Raw genomic sequence first — 14,358 nt, 5'->3', positions numbered from 1 at the left:
GTGGGAAACCCGGATCAGGGAATACACGGGTCAGGAATACACGGACGGTTAAACAAAGCGCACTGCTTTTACTGTGCCTAACAGGATTAACCGGGCAACCGGAAGCGATCAATCAAAATCCACCGCCAACAGGCTCACAAGAGCAGAGCCAGAGGAACAGGCCCTGTGCACTGCAGGAAAAAGCGGGGGAGGGTAAAACAACTAGGTATCATTTCTGTTGGTGAACCGTTCTCTTCTCTTTCGCAACATCCCTCTTCAGATGAATTGTTCCTCCCCTCTTCAACTGCGATTCTTTTTCCTTGGGAATTCAGGATCTTCAGGAACATTTCGTACCAGCACAACAAAGCCAGTTCACCGAACATTACAGCAAACTATATCCAGCAGCCGTTAAAGCCCGGCCGCAAAAGCAGCGCTCACAAACCTCACCAAACCAAGCTTCTCCTCGGAATATGGAAGACAAAATCCAGGAGGTTTTCGGTCTGGAACCCGGTATTCGCCGCCCGGCGTTCATTCCTCTCCCTCGTAGAGGATCTGACGGCAATATTGACTGGGGCAACTGGACAGCGCCACAGGTTGTTTATGATTTGGCAAAAACTGTAGCCTTGCCCAAGCATGCACTGGACGGCGGAGAGATAAACCGCCAGGACACGGTTGATGCCGCGTTAAATATGACAGGCGGTGGTTTTCTTTCCGGTTCTGCCCTTCTTCCCAGAACGGCGCAAAGAAACGCTGCCATTTTCGGCATGTCGGGTGCGCGTACACCGCTCTATCGTCGCAGCACCTCAAGTGTGAAAGAGTTTGCCAGCGAGATCAGTGAAGTCATTAAAACCGGAACCTCATCAAAAAACAGGCTCTTCAGGGAAGACCTTGGCGAAATTACCATCGATCTTGGCACCCCCGGCAACCCGGAAAGGAATTTCAAAAAAGGCTGGGGACTAAGCCATATCGCTGAAAAACGCACTGCAGAAGACGGCATAGATGGTCTGAAATTCGTAAAAGAACGTCTGCCCAAGATACTCGCGGAAGGAAGGTTGACAAAACTGTATGGCCCGGAGAATGGCAGACGAGCTGATATAGAAACTTCCACAGAACTGGTAACTCTGAGCCTTAAAAGGCAGGGAAAGAATGAAGTCTGGGTAGTAACAGGTTTTATCAAGTACTAGTCGGTGATTGAGCCGGCTCCCTTCCTGCACTCAGCCTACGCACATTGATCTCCCGGTATTGCTTCAATGTGGGAGCGACTAGCTTTTGGATTATAGAGGAAAATACAGGCGGGTTTCAAGGTAACAGGGGGACCCCTTCCGCTTTTCCCAGACTGTTGGGCAAACTCGCCTTGTCATTCCGACTTTCGCGTTTCAGCAGCCGATATATTTTTTCGCAAGACAGTCTGTTTCCAGCCGTTCCGCGCGTTCCTGCTCTGTGGCGGAAAGCCTGCGCGCAATAATCCCTTGACTGATCTCTGCCTGATAATGCCCGCTGGCGGCGGCGATATTATACCACATCAGGGCGCGAGAGTAATCCTGCAGGGTTCCCTTGCCGCTTTCATACATTCCGCCCAGGCGGAACTGTGCCTCGACAATTTTCTGCTGCGCGGCAATGCTGTACCAGATCAACGCAGCCTTGTAGTCCTGAGGCACGGCCTTTCCTTCCTCGTGTAGCCTGCCCAGTTGATACTTGGCTTCGCCCACGCCCTGGTCAGCGGCACGTTGCAACCACTTCAGGGCCTCATCATAGTTTTTCTCTCCTCCGCGCCCTTCATAATAGAACCTGCCCAGCCAGGACTGCGCTGAATCATTCCCCTGATCCGCCGCAAGCTGGAACCAGTGGCGAGCTGTGGTGTTGTTCTGCGGCACACCTTCGCCTCCACTATAGCCAACGCCCAGAATAAACTGGGCTTTTGGGTCTCCCTGTTGTGCTGCCGCGTCAAACCACCGCATTGCCGTCTCGGCATCTTCGTGGAGCCCCAGCCCATTCAGGTAAAGCACCCCGAGATTGTACTGGGCAAATACCTGTCCCTGATCGGCGGCTTTCTGATACCATCTCGCCGCCTCGAGGTAATCCCGGGGGACGCCCTGCCCCTGTTCATAAAACGCCCCCATGTTGAACTGGGCATCGGCATCTCCTTGTTCCGCAAAAGGTCTGATCAGTCTGGAAAATGTCACATAATCCCCTTTATCAAGAAGCTCCTGCAGCTGTCTTTGATCAACAGCAAAAGCCGGATATCTCAGAAATAAAATTGCGCAGAAAAAGGAAAGAGCAAACAGACGTTTCATGTAATGAACCAGACCTTTGAAACCGAATTGAGGAAACAGGAATCCCGGGCAAGACAACAACGGGAACAGTTAAAGAAGAAACCTATGACAAAATATACTATCATAGCGCGAGAGCAAGAACGCAGTATCCAGAGCGACAAAACCTGAAATCTCGCTATAACACTCAACGCCCTAATCCCGACGGAAACGTTCACCCATGACTTGAGTTCCGTTATACTTTCCCGTCTCTTCCGAAAATAAAAGGTTCTTTGCCCCCTGACACAAGCCTCGCCCCTGGTCTGGTATCGCGGAATTTCAGGCTCTTTGACCTTTGCCGGGCCAGCCTCTATGATCGGCGCAAATTCCCCGCCTGCTCTCTGCCAGGTAAAGACAAAGAGGTTTTCCCAAGACGATGTACGGAGAAATAGACCAGCTGGTTTTTCTTTCAACTCTGGCCAACTCCCTGAGCAATTCAGCCTCCCCTTTACAGACCGCAACACAGACGGCCCCGGCTGCGGGCATAACGACAGAAACAGCGCCTCTGGGCGACAGGCATGCCAGCCTGATCAACTGTACCGCGCTTGACTTTATCGATATCAAAAGCGACCTCTTTGGGCAGCAACAGGAAGTGCCGCGCTGTTACGGGCTGGGTGACTGGATCGAGGACCTGCAGCACAGCCGGGTCCAGGCGGCCTGGCTGGACTATGCGGCAGAGCCGATTGAAAATGCCCCGCTTTCCGCCTTTGTTCCCGGCGGCAGGAACTGGACCCTGCTGGTTTCCGGCCATGTCTCAAGCGTGAGTAACGGCGGCCCCCAGACCGAACGCTGGGCCGCGAAGTGGGAGGTGGACAACCCCGAGGTCAAGGGACAGCATTTCTGGAAAGTGACCTATGGCTGTATCGAACAGCTGCCCGAGGCCCTGCCCCGGCCCAAACCCGATCTGGCTGCCATCAGCCATGAACTGCGCGACACTCTGCAACAGGGCCGCGCCCTGGCAGGCAGGCTGCCGGATGACAGCTGGCTGCACTGTTTTGAACAGGCGCTTGAGCCGCTGACACCCGGCGGCGCGATCAGCTTTCCCGAACACATCGATTTCCCGTTGCTCGACGCCTATCCCGAAGCGGCACAGCGCCTGTTTTCCGCCGCCTATCACGGCTGGGTCTTTGGCGGTCTGGGCGCCTGGAACAACCAGCGTTTCACCACCCCGCGCGACCAGATGGACTATAACCGCCAGCTTCCCCTGCTCTACGCCAGCCTCTGCAAGGCCATCGCCGCCGCCAGCTGCACCTTCGGAATGAAGTAGGGAACAAACCGGGATGGTTCGGAAGGGAGATCTCCGGTGCTCCTCGCTTGCGGTATTGTGACGAGGATTATCTCAAGCTGGCCATCAGTTCATCATAGAGGCCATAGGGTTCAAGCATACATTTGATCCGCATGCTTTCCTGGCGCTTGATCCGGGTGCGTTCCTTGAGTCGTTCCAGTTCAGCCGGAACGACGTCTTCACCCAACGCCATTTTATTGAGGATCGCCCGGTGATCTTCCGGCAGAAGTGTCCATTCATCTTTTGCCAGACAGCTGGACGCAATCGATATCTCTTCTGGCGTCACATTACTCAGACGCTCTCTGATCTTGCCGACGATCGCCTTCTGCTTTGCATTGAAATTTCGAGAGATAGAAGGATCAGGAAACTCCTGCCGAAACACCCCTCTGTTACGATCAATGTTCAGCTGTTTATCAAAAGCAAGATAGCCAATTGCCGTTCCCGGTTCCTCAAAGCCGCTCTTCGCTTTTTCCAGATCAGCCAGAATTTCATCAGAATAGCGGATGAAACTGCCATTCCACAGGCTCTTTTCAAGCGAAAAATCACCACTCAGCTTGCCACTCATTTCCAGCGGCTGGATTTCAGTCAGAAACTTTCCCGAGCTATTTGCATGAGACGTACTGGTGGTATTGCCACTGCTGCTCGTGGTCTGACAGGCGGCAAGGGTCAACAGGAAAAGCGGAGCGAGAAAAATGCGTATCATAGGGAATAAACTCTGGCTTTAGAACGGCGGGATCAACCCAATCACCAATAATACAGCTGAAAAGAGATGTCCAGAAATGAACCACCAGTATAGGAAGCAAGCCTACTCTTACAGTAAAGGGGGCAGAATAAAGCCGGGATGGCCCGGAAGGGAGAAGCTCCCTTCCGGTGCTTTGAAGACCTGCCAACCTTCCCCCGCCGTCTGCGACCTCACCCTTCTCCCCGTTCGGTCTGTTCCTGACGGTCGCGCTGGATCTGGCGGTCTTGCTGGCGCCAGGAGTTGAGCGCATCGAGGCTCTGGCCCAGGGGTTCGGTCAGGACGCGGGGCAGTTGCTGGTCGCGGCAGAGAAAGCGCAGGCTCTGGGTGGTGCTGGCGGGCAGGCCGCGCAGATAGCGGTGATAGAGTGCACGCAGTTCGGCTTCGGCGTCGCTCATCTCCGCCTCGCCCCCGCTGTTATAGCCGCCCAGACCATAGGGCTGATAGCGCCCGACACCTTCGCTGTGATAGAGCTGGTCATAGAGCTGCATCAGCCACAGGCCGTTGTCGCGCCGGGTTTCTGCCTCGCCGTCGCGGCTTTGCTTGCGGCCAAAGACCCCGCGGTCATAGAGCCGTTCAACCAGCGTCGGGGCCTCGACCCGCAACAGCGCGTCGCTGTCGTGCTGGCTGTTGCGGCGGATGATATCCTCTTTGGTCAGGCGCTCGGCGGTGACAATTTCCAGATAGCCCGTGGCGGGCTGCCTTTTGCCTGTGCCAGGAGCCCTTTGACCCGTGGCGGGTTGCCTGTGATCCATAGCAGTCTGCCTATGAGCCATGGCGGGTTGTTTTTTGCCGATAGCGGCCTCCTTTCTGCACATGGCGGGTTGGCCAGTCGTTGATGCTCCGGTTCTGGCCTGTAGGGACGCCTGTCGAGACACCAGTTCTGGCGCCTGTTCGGTTGAGATTTTTTCCGGCGCTGTTTTTGTTGAGCCGTTCTTTTCGGGTTTGTTGCTCTGCTGTCGTGTCATCCGGCGATCTCCCCAGGAAATAGGAACATAAAAGAATTGTGGTCGTTGTGGTGCGGTTTTGGTTGTGGTGTCGAGGCAATGGAGCGGCTTTGCCATTTCCGCCCTTATGACAGTCTCTGAAAATTTGTCGGTTAAGGGCAGGTCGTTGGGTTTTCTGTTCATCTCGTGTCGGGTTCTTCTGGTGTTTCTGGTTCTTCTGGTGTTTCCGGTCGCTTCAGCAGATCCCCCAGCCGTTGCGCGCCCCGGCCTTTAACACCCCCGGTAATCTGACAGCTTTTAACCTGACAACTTTTCTGTGGCCCGTCCGGCAGCTCAAGCGTTCGCAAGATCCGGCGGCGGGTGGTTTCCAGCGGGGTCAGGCGGCGTTCGATCTCGCCCCATTCCGGCCACCACTTGCCGCGCCCGACCTCGGCCAGCACCTGCAACACACAGTCGGCGGGAAAGCGCGCCAGCTCGTCGGCATAGACTTCCAGCTGCAACTCCAGCGTCTGCGCATCCATGTTGCGGCTGCCGGTCTTGACCTTGAGCTTCAACAGCTCGCGCATGGTCTGGCTGCGGCTGAGCGGGGCCAGCGACAGACGCAGGGTGCGGATTGCCTCGGCCCGTTGCGCCGGGGTGATATCAGGCGGCAGGGTCACGCTGTCCAGCCGTTCCAGCATCTCCCCCTCTTTCGGAAAGATCGTCCTGTGCCGCAGCCCGATCGAGCAGCCGAGCAGCGACCTCAGCGAGGTCAAAACCGCCTGGTCGTTGTCGGCCACCCGCCCCCCGGCCCGGATAGCCTGCGCCAGCCGCTCCCCCGCCCTGACCAGCGCCGCCCCAGCCGGGCTCCTCCCCGTGGGAGCGACTGCTGTTGGAGTGATCCCGGTGGGGGTGACTGCTGCCAGGGGAGGTTGAAACCGGGAAAGACCTGCTTCCGGAGCTTCTGAAACTTCCGTGACTTCTGAAACTTCCGGCGTTTCTGGAGCCGCCGGGGCTTCCCGGCTCAAGCGCGCGCAGGACCCAGTTTTGCCAGGTGCGGTGCCAGTCAAGCTTGCAGGCGCGTCGCCCGGCAAGGCTGGTCCAGTAATTGCGAAATCTGAGTGCTTCGGTGGCACATAACTCATCATCCATCCCCCTTTCCCGGGCAAAATTCTGATCGTCTTCGCTTGGCTGCCAGTCCTGATCCAGCCGACTGCCGCGCCCGGCCTTGCCGGATGTTACAGGTTTGCTTACGGGTCTGGTTTCTGGTTCTGGTCTCGTTTCCGTTTCCGGTTCTGCTGTAGCTGTCGCCCCGGCCTTTGAACCAGCTGGCGGCGAGCGGCTGTCGCGCAGCAGTTCGGTCATCTCTGCCAGCTCTGGCCAGATCCGCCCCGCGCTTTGCTCTCCCGGAAGATCACCAGCATCTTCATCCCGCCAGAGCGGGGCCTCCGCCTCCACCTGTTCAGCCAAAGCCGCTTGCAGATTTTTTATAGCTCCCCCCTCTTTTATACCTCCGGCAGGAGGTGTTTTATCTTTCTGGACTCTGGCTTCTGGCTTCTGGGTTTTAAGCCCGGCCTTAACCGGGACCTTATCTCCCGGTTTATCCGGCTGCTTATCCCTTTGCCTATCTGGCCCCTTAACCGAACCGTTGTTTTCCCTGACATCACAATCACTTGCCCCCTGCGCCGGGGACGGCGTGCGCAGCGCTGGATTGCCGCCTTTACGACCGTTGCTTCTGGCCAGTCCGGCTTTTTTCAGATCGCGTAACATACGGCGGGAATAGATCCGGCCCCGGCGGTCGCGGCTGAAGACCCCCGCCTGTTCCAGTTCCTCCAGCGTCGCGGTGATTTCTTCCGGCAGACAGCCTGACAGGGCCGCCAGCGCCCGCGTGTTCACCGCCTTGCCATTGATTTCCAGATAGCCCCCGGCCTCGTGCATGATCGCCAGCATTTCAATCCACAGCCCGCGCGCGCCCAGCGAGCAGAGCTTGAGCCCCGCATCGGCCCGCCAGTCCGTCGGATAGAACTTGAACCAGGGCAGCTTTGTTGTGCCCGGGTGACCTGAAGACACCTTGCTCATGCCGCCCTCCTGAAACGGCTTTGCAGCCCGCGATCATTGACAGCCTGCCGGACGAACGGCACAGTAAACCCACACGTTATGGGGGAATTATCATTTTGAAATATCTGTTTGTTTTGGGCGCTGCCTTGTTCCTTGCAGGTTGTCCACACCAACCTTCGCAAAAATCCTACCAGACGGCCTATGAGTTGTCGGAGGATGAAGCCTATGATGGACACAGTTTTTATGAGCGCTGCGCCTATACCACAATGGACAGCCGGGAAAACTGGCGCGAACATGACATCTGCACCTGGTACATTTCCTATGTTTCGCTTCGACCCGACGTGAAAAAAGCAACCTGTTATCCTGGATTCCCCAGTGCCCGTGAAACCCATGACACAGTTGTCAATTTTATCAGGAAAAACCCGCAGAGCCATAGCCTCACAGCAAGAGAGGTTATCATTCAAGCTTTGAAAGGAATTTACCCTTGTAATCGGTAACATCCCCGCTCTCTCTATCTTCAAGGAAAGTACATCATGAACCAGACCTCCCCGGATTTCCCTGCACAACAACTGGCTGATAAAAACGCCGGTAAAACCATGGGTCTTGCCTTTATCCTGTGGTTTTTTCTCGGCGTGTTTGGGGCGCACCGGTTTTATCTGGGCCGATATATCAGTGGCGCCTGCTTTGTTATTTTCTGGCTCTTGGTTGTCGGGGCGTTTCTGACCGTCAGTTTCAGCTCCCTGCACTGGGCAATCTTCCTCGCCGGGTTCATGGCACTGTGGTACCTTGGCGATCTGATCTGGCTGGTCATTGTTTTTTCCTCTGGCACAGCCGGAAAGAAAAGTTGAGGCAAAGCCCTCCCCCTTATCCCACGCGCAAGAGAGCTGCTTTGTCCGGCTCACTTTCGCGCTTTCTCTCATATATACAGGTATTTTCTGATGAAATTTTTTGCCCCGACTTTTTCCGCCCTTCTCCTCAACGCAGTTCTTGCCAATGGCCCGGCACAGGCCGCTCCCTATGACGGCAATGACCTGTACGACGCCTGTACAGCGCAAAAGAGTGACGCGTTTTTTGACCAGAAAAGTGCCTATTGCCTGGGATATGTTGTTGCCACCGCCGGGCACCTGGGCAGCCTCGGGCACTCCTGCCACAACCAGGGCAACCGCACTGCCTCTCTTGGCGAGGTACGCGATGCCATTATCGGCTATATCAAAAGCCACCCGGAAAGCCGTAAACTTGATGCCGACCAAGCCACTTATCAGGCCTTGACCAATGCCTATCCCTGCAACTGAGTGACAAGAACGATGAAGTGGCACCTGCCTATTATATTGGCGGCTTTGATCTTGCTGTTGACACTTTTGCCTCCACAGGTCATGGCCAGTGCAGCTACCAGTGCCGGAGAACTCAACCGCTTTTGCCGCAACAAAATTGACAACTCCAGCCTGAGCGCCGAAATCGACAGCCTCGGCCCGGTCATCTGTATGGGCTATATCCTCGCCCTGCACGACCAGTTGGCCCACAGCGGCGCGATCTGTAGCGGCGAGCAAAACATCGAAGGCATGGACCAGAAACTCGCCACCCATCTCAAGACCCATCCACAGGAAGCCGGACTTCCGGCCTTTACCGTGGTCAAAAGCGTCCTGATCAAGGCTGATCCCTGCACCTGAGCCAGCAATAACAAGGAACCCGTAATGCGCAAACTGCCTTTCCTTTCTTCTGTGATTGTCACGGTTGCCCTTACTCTGCTCAGCCCCATGGCCGAGGCCAAACCGCTGAGCGCCAGGGTACTTAATCAATATTGTCATGACACCCCTGGCAAAGACCTGAGCACCTTGTTGCGCAGCTATTGCGCCGGGTACATTCTCGCCATCCGGGATCAAAAAGAACAGGACGGCGAGGTCTGCAGCTATGGCAGTTATCCAATCGGGCTGGAGGAAAAGCTCAACAGCCACCTCGCCCGAACCCCCAAAGACAACAATGCCCCCGCCATGGATATCGTCGGCGCGCTGTTGAAGGAAATCTATCCCTGTGACTGGTGACACCCCCGCTCTCTCAATCTTCAAGGCAAGTACATCATGAGCCAGACCTCCCCGGATTTCCCTGCACAACAACTGGCTGATAAAAACGCCGGCAAAACCATGGGTCTTGCCTTTATCCTGTGGTTTTTTCTCGGCGTGTTTGGGGCGCACCGGTTTTATCTGGGCCGATATATCAGTGGCGCCTGCTTTGTTATTTTCTGGCTCTTGGTTGTCGGGGCGTTTCTGACTGTCAATTTCAGCTCCCTGCACTGGGCAATCTTCCTCGCAGGGTTCATGGCACTGTGGTACCTCGGCGATCTGATCTGGCTGGTCATTGTTTTTTCCTCTGGCACGATCGGAAAGAAAAGTTGAGGAAGATTCCGGGTTATACAAAAATTCTCTGCTGTTCAATTTTGTATAAATGCTCTCCCACCGATGCCGATTGACAAGGCTTCGGGGCAGGAAGATAGTGGGAATCAGAGCGGTCTTTTTTCCCGGCAGGAGTACCTTGTGATGGTTCAGAACAAAGAGCAGAGCAACAGGGAACAGAGCCACAAAGAAAACCCCAGAGACAGCCAGAGAGACAGCCAGAGAGACAGCCAGAGAGCCCCGTCTCACCGGGACCACATGGCGCCGACACCCCTTTCCGCCAACGGCCCGACCTCCACAGTCCCGACGTCCAAAAGCAGCGGCCCGGTATCGGGCCACAGTCTGCGCGATATCCCGCCCTCCGAGGCCATGCGCCTGCTGGTTTTCACCGTCGGCATCGGGGTCAGCCTCAACGCGCTGCCCTTTATCCACTCCGGGCCGGTTTTTGCCGCCATCACCCTGTTGCTGCTGAGTTTTCTGTCCGCCGTCTGGGTGGTGATCCGCCGTCAGACCCGCCATGAAAGCGGCATCAAAAGCAAACCTGGCACCCCCAGCCTGTCGCGCAAGATCCGGGTCTTTTCGGTCTTCTGCCTGATCACGGCTTTTATCCTGCTGTTTTATCATGCCTATCGACTTTTCAACCTTCAGGTCCTGAACAGTCCGCTGTCGTAGACCACCGGGAATAGTGGCCGTCGCAGGAACAGGACGAATAAAGCGCAAGGCCATGGCCTTGCACATTTCAACACGAGATCTCAGCTCGAAATCTCACCGCGTCAGATCAATCCGGTCATCAGGTCGGACAACCCGGCGCCGTCGCTGTCGCCGATGGGGGTAAAGGGGCCGTCGTGTTCGCCCCAGTCAGGGCCTTCCTTGCAGGGGGAACAGACGCGCTCGCCCGCCCAGTGACTTTCAAATTCCTTGCGGCAACTCAGGCACTTGCGGATTTTAACCGCGCTGCTGACCAGCGGCCTTGAATGCTGGCTGGTCTGACGGGCATAGCGTTTGACCGCGACCACCCGCGCCGGGTCCATTCGCAGGGTCACAAGGCGTTCGCAGTGCGGACCCAGACAGAGCACCGCGCCCTTGGCCACCAGTTCCTGGATGTGCTTGGGAAAGGAGCGGGTCTGGTCCATGCCGCTGAGGCATTTCAGGCGGTTATATTCCACTGCCCGCTGTTCAGGCGGCAGATGGCTCTGCTCTGCCAGGGCCACCACCAGCGCGGAAAAAACCGCAAAGGGCGCCCCCGTTAACTCAAGAGGGGGCAATTCATGGGAGGTCGTTTCAAGAGGGGCAGGTTCCAGGGAAGCAGGCTCCATAATCGGGGCAGTTTTTACCGCGAAATCACCAGTTAACTTTATTTCAGTTAACACATTTAAATCCAGCCTCTCCGCGCTCTTTTCCGCCCCCCTGTTATCCTGAAGGGATTGGTTCTGGTTTGTTTCCTTCTGGCTGGCTTTATTCTGGCTGGCTTCATGCTTGTTGGCCGGTTCTGACAAACGCGGGGCTGAAACCGGGGAAAAGCCGATGCTGCTGTCGGCTGTGAAGTCTTCACGGGGATTGTATTTCATCGTTGGCTTTCCTTATTGAGAGACGTTCATCTGGTTTTGAAACCGGGTTCAGGATTGGGTTCTGGTTCGGGTTTGGGGCTCTGGATAAAGGTCGGGGCGGGCATTTCCCGGGGCGGCAGGACCTCGGGCAGGTGGATCAGCTCTTCACAGAGGGCCAGCTGCTGGCGATAAAAGTCCTGCCAGTCGTTCCGCCGGGCCAGGCGGGCCTTGGCCGTTGTGACTGGTGCCAGAGACAATCCCGTCACCTTCCGATATCCCTGTTTTCTGTCTCTCTGCCTGATCCGGGCTGGCTTCATTATCGACAACCCCTTGCCCAAACTTGCCAAAACAGATAAAAAACGATAATCATATTCATGATTTGTTCCTTTTTTGAACAGTAAACACCCTGTAAACACAGCCCCGAGCAACTACCCGATGGAAACAACCCTTCTGCGTCTCAAATCCTGCGCCGGTTTCGGCCTCTTTAGGGCCCTCTTTCTAGCACTCTTCCCCGGCCCCCTTGAAAAGGGCTGTCCGGTTACAGGGCCAACTTTACCAAAGCCGGCTTTGCCTGAGAGGGCTTTGCCGAAGAGGACTTTACCAGAGACGGGATCTTCAATTATTTTCTTGACTCTGCAGATCATAGGTATCCACAATGGAAACCGAAGTCAAGATAAAAGTATCCATTTTGTAAACTAATTTGTGTCCATTATGGACACTTCCCATTCCTCCAGCCCCGACACAGGTATTTCCTGATGGACAACCGCATCAAAGAACTCAGACTGGCCAAGGGCCTGACCCTGCAACAGGTCGCCGACAAGGCCGGAACCACCAAGGCCCAGGTCATGAAACTGGAAAAGGGCGACCGCCGCCTCACCGATCTCTGGATGGTGCGCCTGTCCATCGCCCTGGCCTGTGACCCGAAAGAGCTGATGGATACCAGCCGCGCCAGCCGCCACCTGCCCGCCCGAGACTCAAGGGGAGACCAGCTGGATGATGAGCTGGACAGCCACGAGGAAGAAACTGGCCGGAGCTCTGCTGGATCAAGAAAAACAGACCCGAACAGAAAACACCCCTCTGGCTCGGGTTCTTCTGGATCAGGTTCTTCTGGTTCAGGCACGCGCCAGCGCCCGCCCAAAGGCAGCGACAGCGTTGCCGAAATTGACGTGCGCGGCGGTATGGGCGGCGGCGGCGAGGCCGGGGTCGCCTACCACCCCGACGGCAAGGGCGATGTCTCTATCGCCGACGACATCCGCGGCAACTGGTCCCTGCCCAGCGAATACCTGCGCACCGAACTGCATGTCCAGCCAACCGCCGCCCGCATTATCGAGGTCCAGGGCGATTCCATGACCCCGACCCTGGTCTCCGGTGATCGCGTCATGATCGACATCAACGACCAGCGCCCGACCCCGCCGGGGATCTTTGCCCTCTGGGACGGTTTTGGCGTGGTGGTCAAACGCATCGAACACATCCCCAACACCGACCCGCCCCTGCTGCGCATCAGCTCTGACAACGCCAACCACGCCGAATACCAGCGCACCTTCGACGAGGTCAACATCATCGGCCGCGTCATCTGGTATGGCCGCAGAATGTAGGCGGCAAGATATAGGCGGCAGGATGTAGACAAAAGAAACAAGGTCAAAAAAGAACCGGAAGGGACACGCCCCTTCCGGACCTTCCCGTTTTATCGGCTTTCGGAAACGGTTCCAAAGACAAATCCGCTTTACAACCGCCCCGCCAGCGCCGCAAAATAACCACGATTTATAGCTGCAATTCCCTAATCAGGCTCATCTCAACCAAAAGCATCTCCTCCTATATGCCTCTCCAGACAGTAAAACCGTCTTTCGACCTCCGCTTTACCCTCGGTCTCGCAGGATTATTTCTTGGGTTGATTACACAGATGATCGTACTAAGTACGGCTCCCCCCGATCACTGGCCGCCCGGCAGTGTAACTGGGCACAGTCATGCTCTCTTGGTTTATCTTCTCGTTCTCGCCTGCCCGATCATTGGCTTGCTTCCACTATACTGGTCCAAGTCAACCGCTTGCCTTTCCGCCTTGAGCAAAGCCGTTCCGGTCAGGCTGACGCCTGCCAAGGGATTTTACTATCTGTTCTACCCGCTGGGAATCACGCTCAGCATCATCGCAGGCCTGTCTTACCTCGCAAGCATAGATATGCTCGAGCCATACTATCTTTTGCCTGGCCGTAGCAGTATCCCCTTTATTGGCTTTGTCGCTGGCTTCTGCTTCCTCCCTGCTTTTGTCCAGCCCAATGCCCGGCGCCACAATCCTGGCGGGCGATTGTGCCGTCTATTGTACAGAGGGACAACCAAGACAGACAAACAGATCCGCACAGATATTACTGATGCGTCTCCCTCCTTTCGGCCTCTTCTGGTTCTGGTAGGCGTACCGGGATCTCTCTTGTTTACCCAACTGTGCTACGTCGGTTATTTCAGCATTGCCGAAGCCCGCAGGATGGGAGAGCTTAACTTTTTCGGCGAGAATATTCTCCACGGGGAAATCTCTCGAAGTATTGTCTGGCTCAGTATTTTATCCCTGCTGCTCGGGCCATTTGCCTGGGCTATTCATTGCCTGCTCTTTGTACGCCAACAAAAAAAACGACCCTCCCTGGGCCCGCAGGCTAACAGTGTCCCCTTTTGGGAAACACTACTTACCAGCGTCTTCTCCGGCGGGATTGCCGTGATCACAATGCTTCAGTTTCCATTCCCATTCGGACACATAGAGCCTGCCTTCTTTATCGGAGGGCTTGTCGCAGGTTATCTGATCCTCCCGCGATTTTTTTCTCGTGACCGTTGGCAGTTTTTTCGCGCCTTTTTCGCAGGCGCCATGACGATCTTGCTGGCTGGCATTATTGCCGGGTTTCTCATAACAATCCATGCTTCATGGGATTTTCTCGTCGTCATGTATATGACAGCCTTTGCAGTGATCTTCTTCCTGCCAATTGCCTTGATTGGTGGTATTGCTGCCCTCCTGCTCGATGGCTTGCTCTATCATATCCGGCGCAGACAAATCCGCTTTACAACCGCCCCGCCAGCGCCGCAAAGTAACCACGATTTATAGCTGTAATTCCTCTTATCTCTACGCCCCCTTGCATGACAAAGGCACCTGA

Annotated in this window: 18 protein-coding genes; 11 read left to right on the top strand and 7 right to left on the bottom strand. The window is 55.8% G+C overall.

Going from position 1 to position 14,358, the window contains the following annotated elements:
* Positions 1 to 449 precede the first annotated feature (449 nt).
* Positions 450 to 1,163 carry a hypothetical protein gene (locus O4H49_RS03330; protein WP_269421995.1) on the top strand — a complete coding sequence of 238 codons (714 nt, stop codon included), beginning with the start codon at positions 450 to 452 and terminating at the stop codon, positions 1,161 to 1,163.
* Between the two features lie 192 nt (positions 1,164 to 1,355).
* On the opposite strand, the gene O4H49_RS03325 is transcribed toward O4H49_RS03330, so the two are convergent.
* Positions 1,356 to 2,273, bottom strand: a complete 918-nt coding sequence (locus O4H49_RS03325; RefSeq protein WP_269421994.1) for an SEL1-like repeat protein — start codon at positions 2,271 to 2,273, stop codon at positions 1,356 to 1,358.
* Between the two features lie 391 nt (positions 2,274 to 2,664).
* Between O4H49_RS03325 and O4H49_RS03320 the strand changes: the two genes are divergently transcribed.
* A complete protein-coding gene (locus tag O4H49_RS03320; RefSeq protein WP_269421993.1) occupies positions 2,665 to 3,555 on the top strand; it encodes a hypothetical protein in 891 nt (296 codons plus the stop codon).
* Positions 3,556 to 3,622: 67 nt separating this feature from the next.
* Here O4H49_RS03320 and O4H49_RS03315 read toward each other — a convergent pair whose 3' ends face one another.
* The 4 genes from O4H49_RS03315 to O4H49_RS03300 form a co-directional block, all read right to left on the bottom strand.
* Complete coding sequence (locus O4H49_RS03315) at positions 3,623 to 4,276, bottom strand: hypothetical protein (protein ID WP_269421992.1); 654 nt, start codon at positions 4,274 to 4,276, stop codon at positions 3,623 to 3,625.
* A gap of 209 nt (positions 4,277 to 4,485) precedes the next feature.
* Positions 4,486 to 5,442, bottom strand: a complete 957-nt coding sequence (locus O4H49_RS03310) for a hypothetical protein (protein ID WP_269421991.1) — start codon at positions 5,440 to 5,442, stop codon at positions 4,486 to 4,488.
* Positions 5,439 to 5,939, bottom strand: a complete 501-nt coding sequence (locus O4H49_RS03305) for a hypothetical protein (protein WP_269421990.1) — start codon at positions 5,937 to 5,939, stop codon at positions 5,439 to 5,441. The genes O4H49_RS03310 and O4H49_RS03305 overlap by 4 nt, the downstream gene beginning before the upstream one ends.
* Complete coding sequence (locus O4H49_RS03300; RefSeq protein WP_269421989.1) at positions 5,902 to 7,317, bottom strand: hypothetical protein; 1,416 nt, start codon at positions 7,315 to 7,317, stop codon at positions 5,902 to 5,904. Before O4H49_RS03300 ends, O4H49_RS03305 begins: the two co-directional genes overlap by 38 nt.
* A 95-nt stretch (positions 7,318 to 7,412) precedes the next feature.
* On the opposite strand from O4H49_RS03300, the gene O4H49_RS03295 reads away from it, so the two are divergent.
* The 7 genes from O4H49_RS03295 to O4H49_RS03265 all read left to right on the top strand — a co-directional run bounded on the left by O4H49_RS03295 (position 7,413) and on the right by O4H49_RS03265 (position 10,355).
* Positions 7,413 to 7,793 (top strand): Rap1a/Tai family immunity protein, encoded by a 381-nt coding sequence (locus O4H49_RS03295; protein ID WP_269421988.1) that lies wholly within the window; start codon positions 7,413 to 7,415, stop codon positions 7,791 to 7,793.
* 36 nt (positions 7,794 to 7,829) lie between these two features.
* The gene (locus O4H49_RS03290) at positions 7,830 to 8,144 is read left to right on the top strand and encodes a TM2 domain-containing protein (protein ID WP_269421987.1); all 315 of its coding nucleotides are present in this window, start codon (positions 7,830 to 7,832) and stop codon (positions 8,142 to 8,144) included.
* A gap of 90 nt (positions 8,145 to 8,234) precedes the next feature.
* Positions 8,235 to 8,588: a Rap1a/Tai family immunity protein gene (locus O4H49_RS03285; RefSeq protein WP_269421986.1), complete on the top strand. Its 354-nt coding sequence runs from the start codon at positions 8,235 to 8,237 to the stop codon at positions 8,586 to 8,588.
* Between the two features lie 12 nt (positions 8,589 to 8,600).
* Positions 8,601 to 8,963, top strand: a complete 363-nt coding sequence (locus O4H49_RS03280) for a Rap1a/Tai family immunity protein (RefSeq protein ID WP_269421985.1) — start codon at positions 8,601 to 8,603, stop codon at positions 8,961 to 8,963.
* A 24-nt stretch (positions 8,964 to 8,987) separates the two neighbouring features.
* Entirely contained in the window at positions 8,988 to 9,335 is a 348-nt protein-coding gene (locus O4H49_RS03275) for a Rap1a/Tai family immunity protein (RefSeq protein ID WP_269421984.1), read from the top strand.
* Positions 9,336 to 9,371: 36 nt separating this feature from the next.
* Entirely contained in the window at positions 9,372 to 9,686 is a 315-nt protein-coding gene (locus O4H49_RS03270) for a TM2 domain-containing protein (protein WP_269421983.1), read from the top strand.
* Between the two features lie 141 nt (positions 9,687 to 9,827).
* Positions 9,828 to 10,355 carry a hypothetical protein gene (locus tag O4H49_RS03265; protein WP_269421982.1) on the top strand — a complete coding sequence of 176 codons (528 nt, stop codon included), beginning with the start codon at positions 9,828 to 9,830 and terminating at the stop codon, positions 10,353 to 10,355.
* A 101-nt stretch (positions 10,356 to 10,456) separates the two neighbouring features.
* Here the strand turns inward: O4H49_RS03265 and O4H49_RS03260 are convergent, their stop codons facing one another.
* Together O4H49_RS03260 and O4H49_RS03255 are read right to left on the bottom strand one after the other, a co-directional pair.
* Positions 10,457 to 11,251 carry a hypothetical protein gene (locus O4H49_RS03260; RefSeq protein ID WP_269421981.1) on the bottom strand — a complete coding sequence of 265 codons (795 nt, stop codon included), beginning with the start codon at positions 11,249 to 11,251 and terminating at the stop codon, positions 10,457 to 10,459.
* Between the two features lie 26 nt (positions 11,252 to 11,277).
* Positions 11,278 to 11,496, bottom strand: coding sequence for a hypothetical protein (locus O4H49_RS03255; protein WP_269421980.1), 219 nt, complete (start codon positions 11,494 to 11,496; stop codon positions 11,278 to 11,280).
* 489 nt (positions 11,497 to 11,985) lie between these two features.
* Here O4H49_RS03255 and O4H49_RS03250 point away from each other — a divergent pair, with 489 nt between their 5' ends.
* Positions 11,986 to 12,825, top strand: coding sequence for an XRE family transcriptional regulator (locus O4H49_RS03250; RefSeq protein ID WP_269421979.1), 840 nt, complete (start codon positions 11,986 to 11,988; stop codon positions 12,823 to 12,825).
* A 221-nt stretch (positions 12,826 to 13,046) separates the two neighbouring features.
* On the top strand, positions 13,047 to 14,309 hold the full coding sequence (locus tag O4H49_RS03245; protein WP_269421978.1) for a hypothetical protein: 1,263 nt from the start codon (positions 13,047 to 13,049) through the stop codon (positions 14,307 to 14,309).
* The last annotated feature ends 49 nt before the right edge of the window (positions 14,310 to 14,358 follow it).

Origin of the sequence: Kiloniella laminariae, assembly GCF_027214005.1 — a bacterium.
Taxonomy (GTDB): Bacteria; Pseudomonadota; Alphaproteobacteria; order Kiloniellales; family Kiloniellaceae; genus Kiloniella; species Kiloniella laminariae_A.
Note: the sequence above shows the minus strand (reverse complement) of the source record. Positions and strands in the feature narration are given on the sequence as shown.

Coding starts and splice junctions, on each gene's coding strand:
- O4H49_RS03330 (WP_269421995.1), top strand. CDS start 450: ATGGAAGACAAAATCCAGGAGGTTTTCGGTCTGGAACCCGGTATTCGC.
- O4H49_RS03325 (WP_269421994.1), bottom strand. CDS start 2,273: ATGAAACGTCTGTTTGCTCTTTCCTTTTTCTGCGCAATTTTATTTCTG.
- O4H49_RS03320 (WP_269421993.1), top strand. CDS start 2,665: ATGTACGGAGAAATAGACCAGCTGGTTTTTCTTTCAACTCTGGCCAAC.
- O4H49_RS03315 (WP_269421992.1), bottom strand. CDS start 4,276: ATGATACGCATTTTTCTCGCTCCGCTTTTCCTGTTGACCCTTGCCGCC.
- O4H49_RS03310 (WP_269421991.1), bottom strand. CDS start 5,442: ATGAACAGAAAACCCAACGACCTGCCCTTAACCGACAAATTTTCAGAG.
- O4H49_RS03305 (WP_269421990.1), bottom strand. CDS start 5,939: ATGCTGGAACGGCTGGACAGCGTGACCCTGCCGCCTGATATCACCCCG.
- O4H49_RS03300 (WP_269421989.1), bottom strand. CDS start 7,317: ATGAGCAAGGTGTCTTCAGGTCACCCGGGCACAACAAAGCTGCCCTGG.
- O4H49_RS03290 (WP_269421987.1), top strand. CDS start 7,830: ATGAACCAGACCTCCCCGGATTTCCCTGCACAACAACTGGCTGATAAA.
- O4H49_RS03285 (WP_269421986.1), top strand. CDS start 8,235: ATGAAATTTTTTGCCCCGACTTTTTCCGCCCTTCTCCTCAACGCAGTT.
- O4H49_RS03280 (WP_269421985.1), top strand. CDS start 8,601: ATGAAGTGGCACCTGCCTATTATATTGGCGGCTTTGATCTTGCTGTTG.
- O4H49_RS03275 (WP_269421984.1), top strand. CDS start 8,988: ATGCGCAAACTGCCTTTCCTTTCTTCTGTGATTGTCACGGTTGCCCTT.
- O4H49_RS03270 (WP_269421983.1), top strand. CDS start 9,372: ATGAGCCAGACCTCCCCGGATTTCCCTGCACAACAACTGGCTGATAAA.
- O4H49_RS03265 (WP_269421982.1), top strand. CDS start 9,828: ATGGTTCAGAACAAAGAGCAGAGCAACAGGGAACAGAGCCACAAAGAA.
- O4H49_RS03260 (WP_269421981.1), bottom strand. CDS start 11,251: ATGAAATACAATCCCCGTGAAGACTTCACAGCCGACAGCAGCATCGGC.
- O4H49_RS03250 (WP_269421979.1), top strand. CDS start 11,986: ATGGACAACCGCATCAAAGAACTCAGACTGGCCAAGGGCCTGACCCTG.
- O4H49_RS03245 (WP_269421978.1), top strand. CDS start 13,047: ATGCCTCTCCAGACAGTAAAACCGTCTTTCGACCTCCGCTTTACCCTC.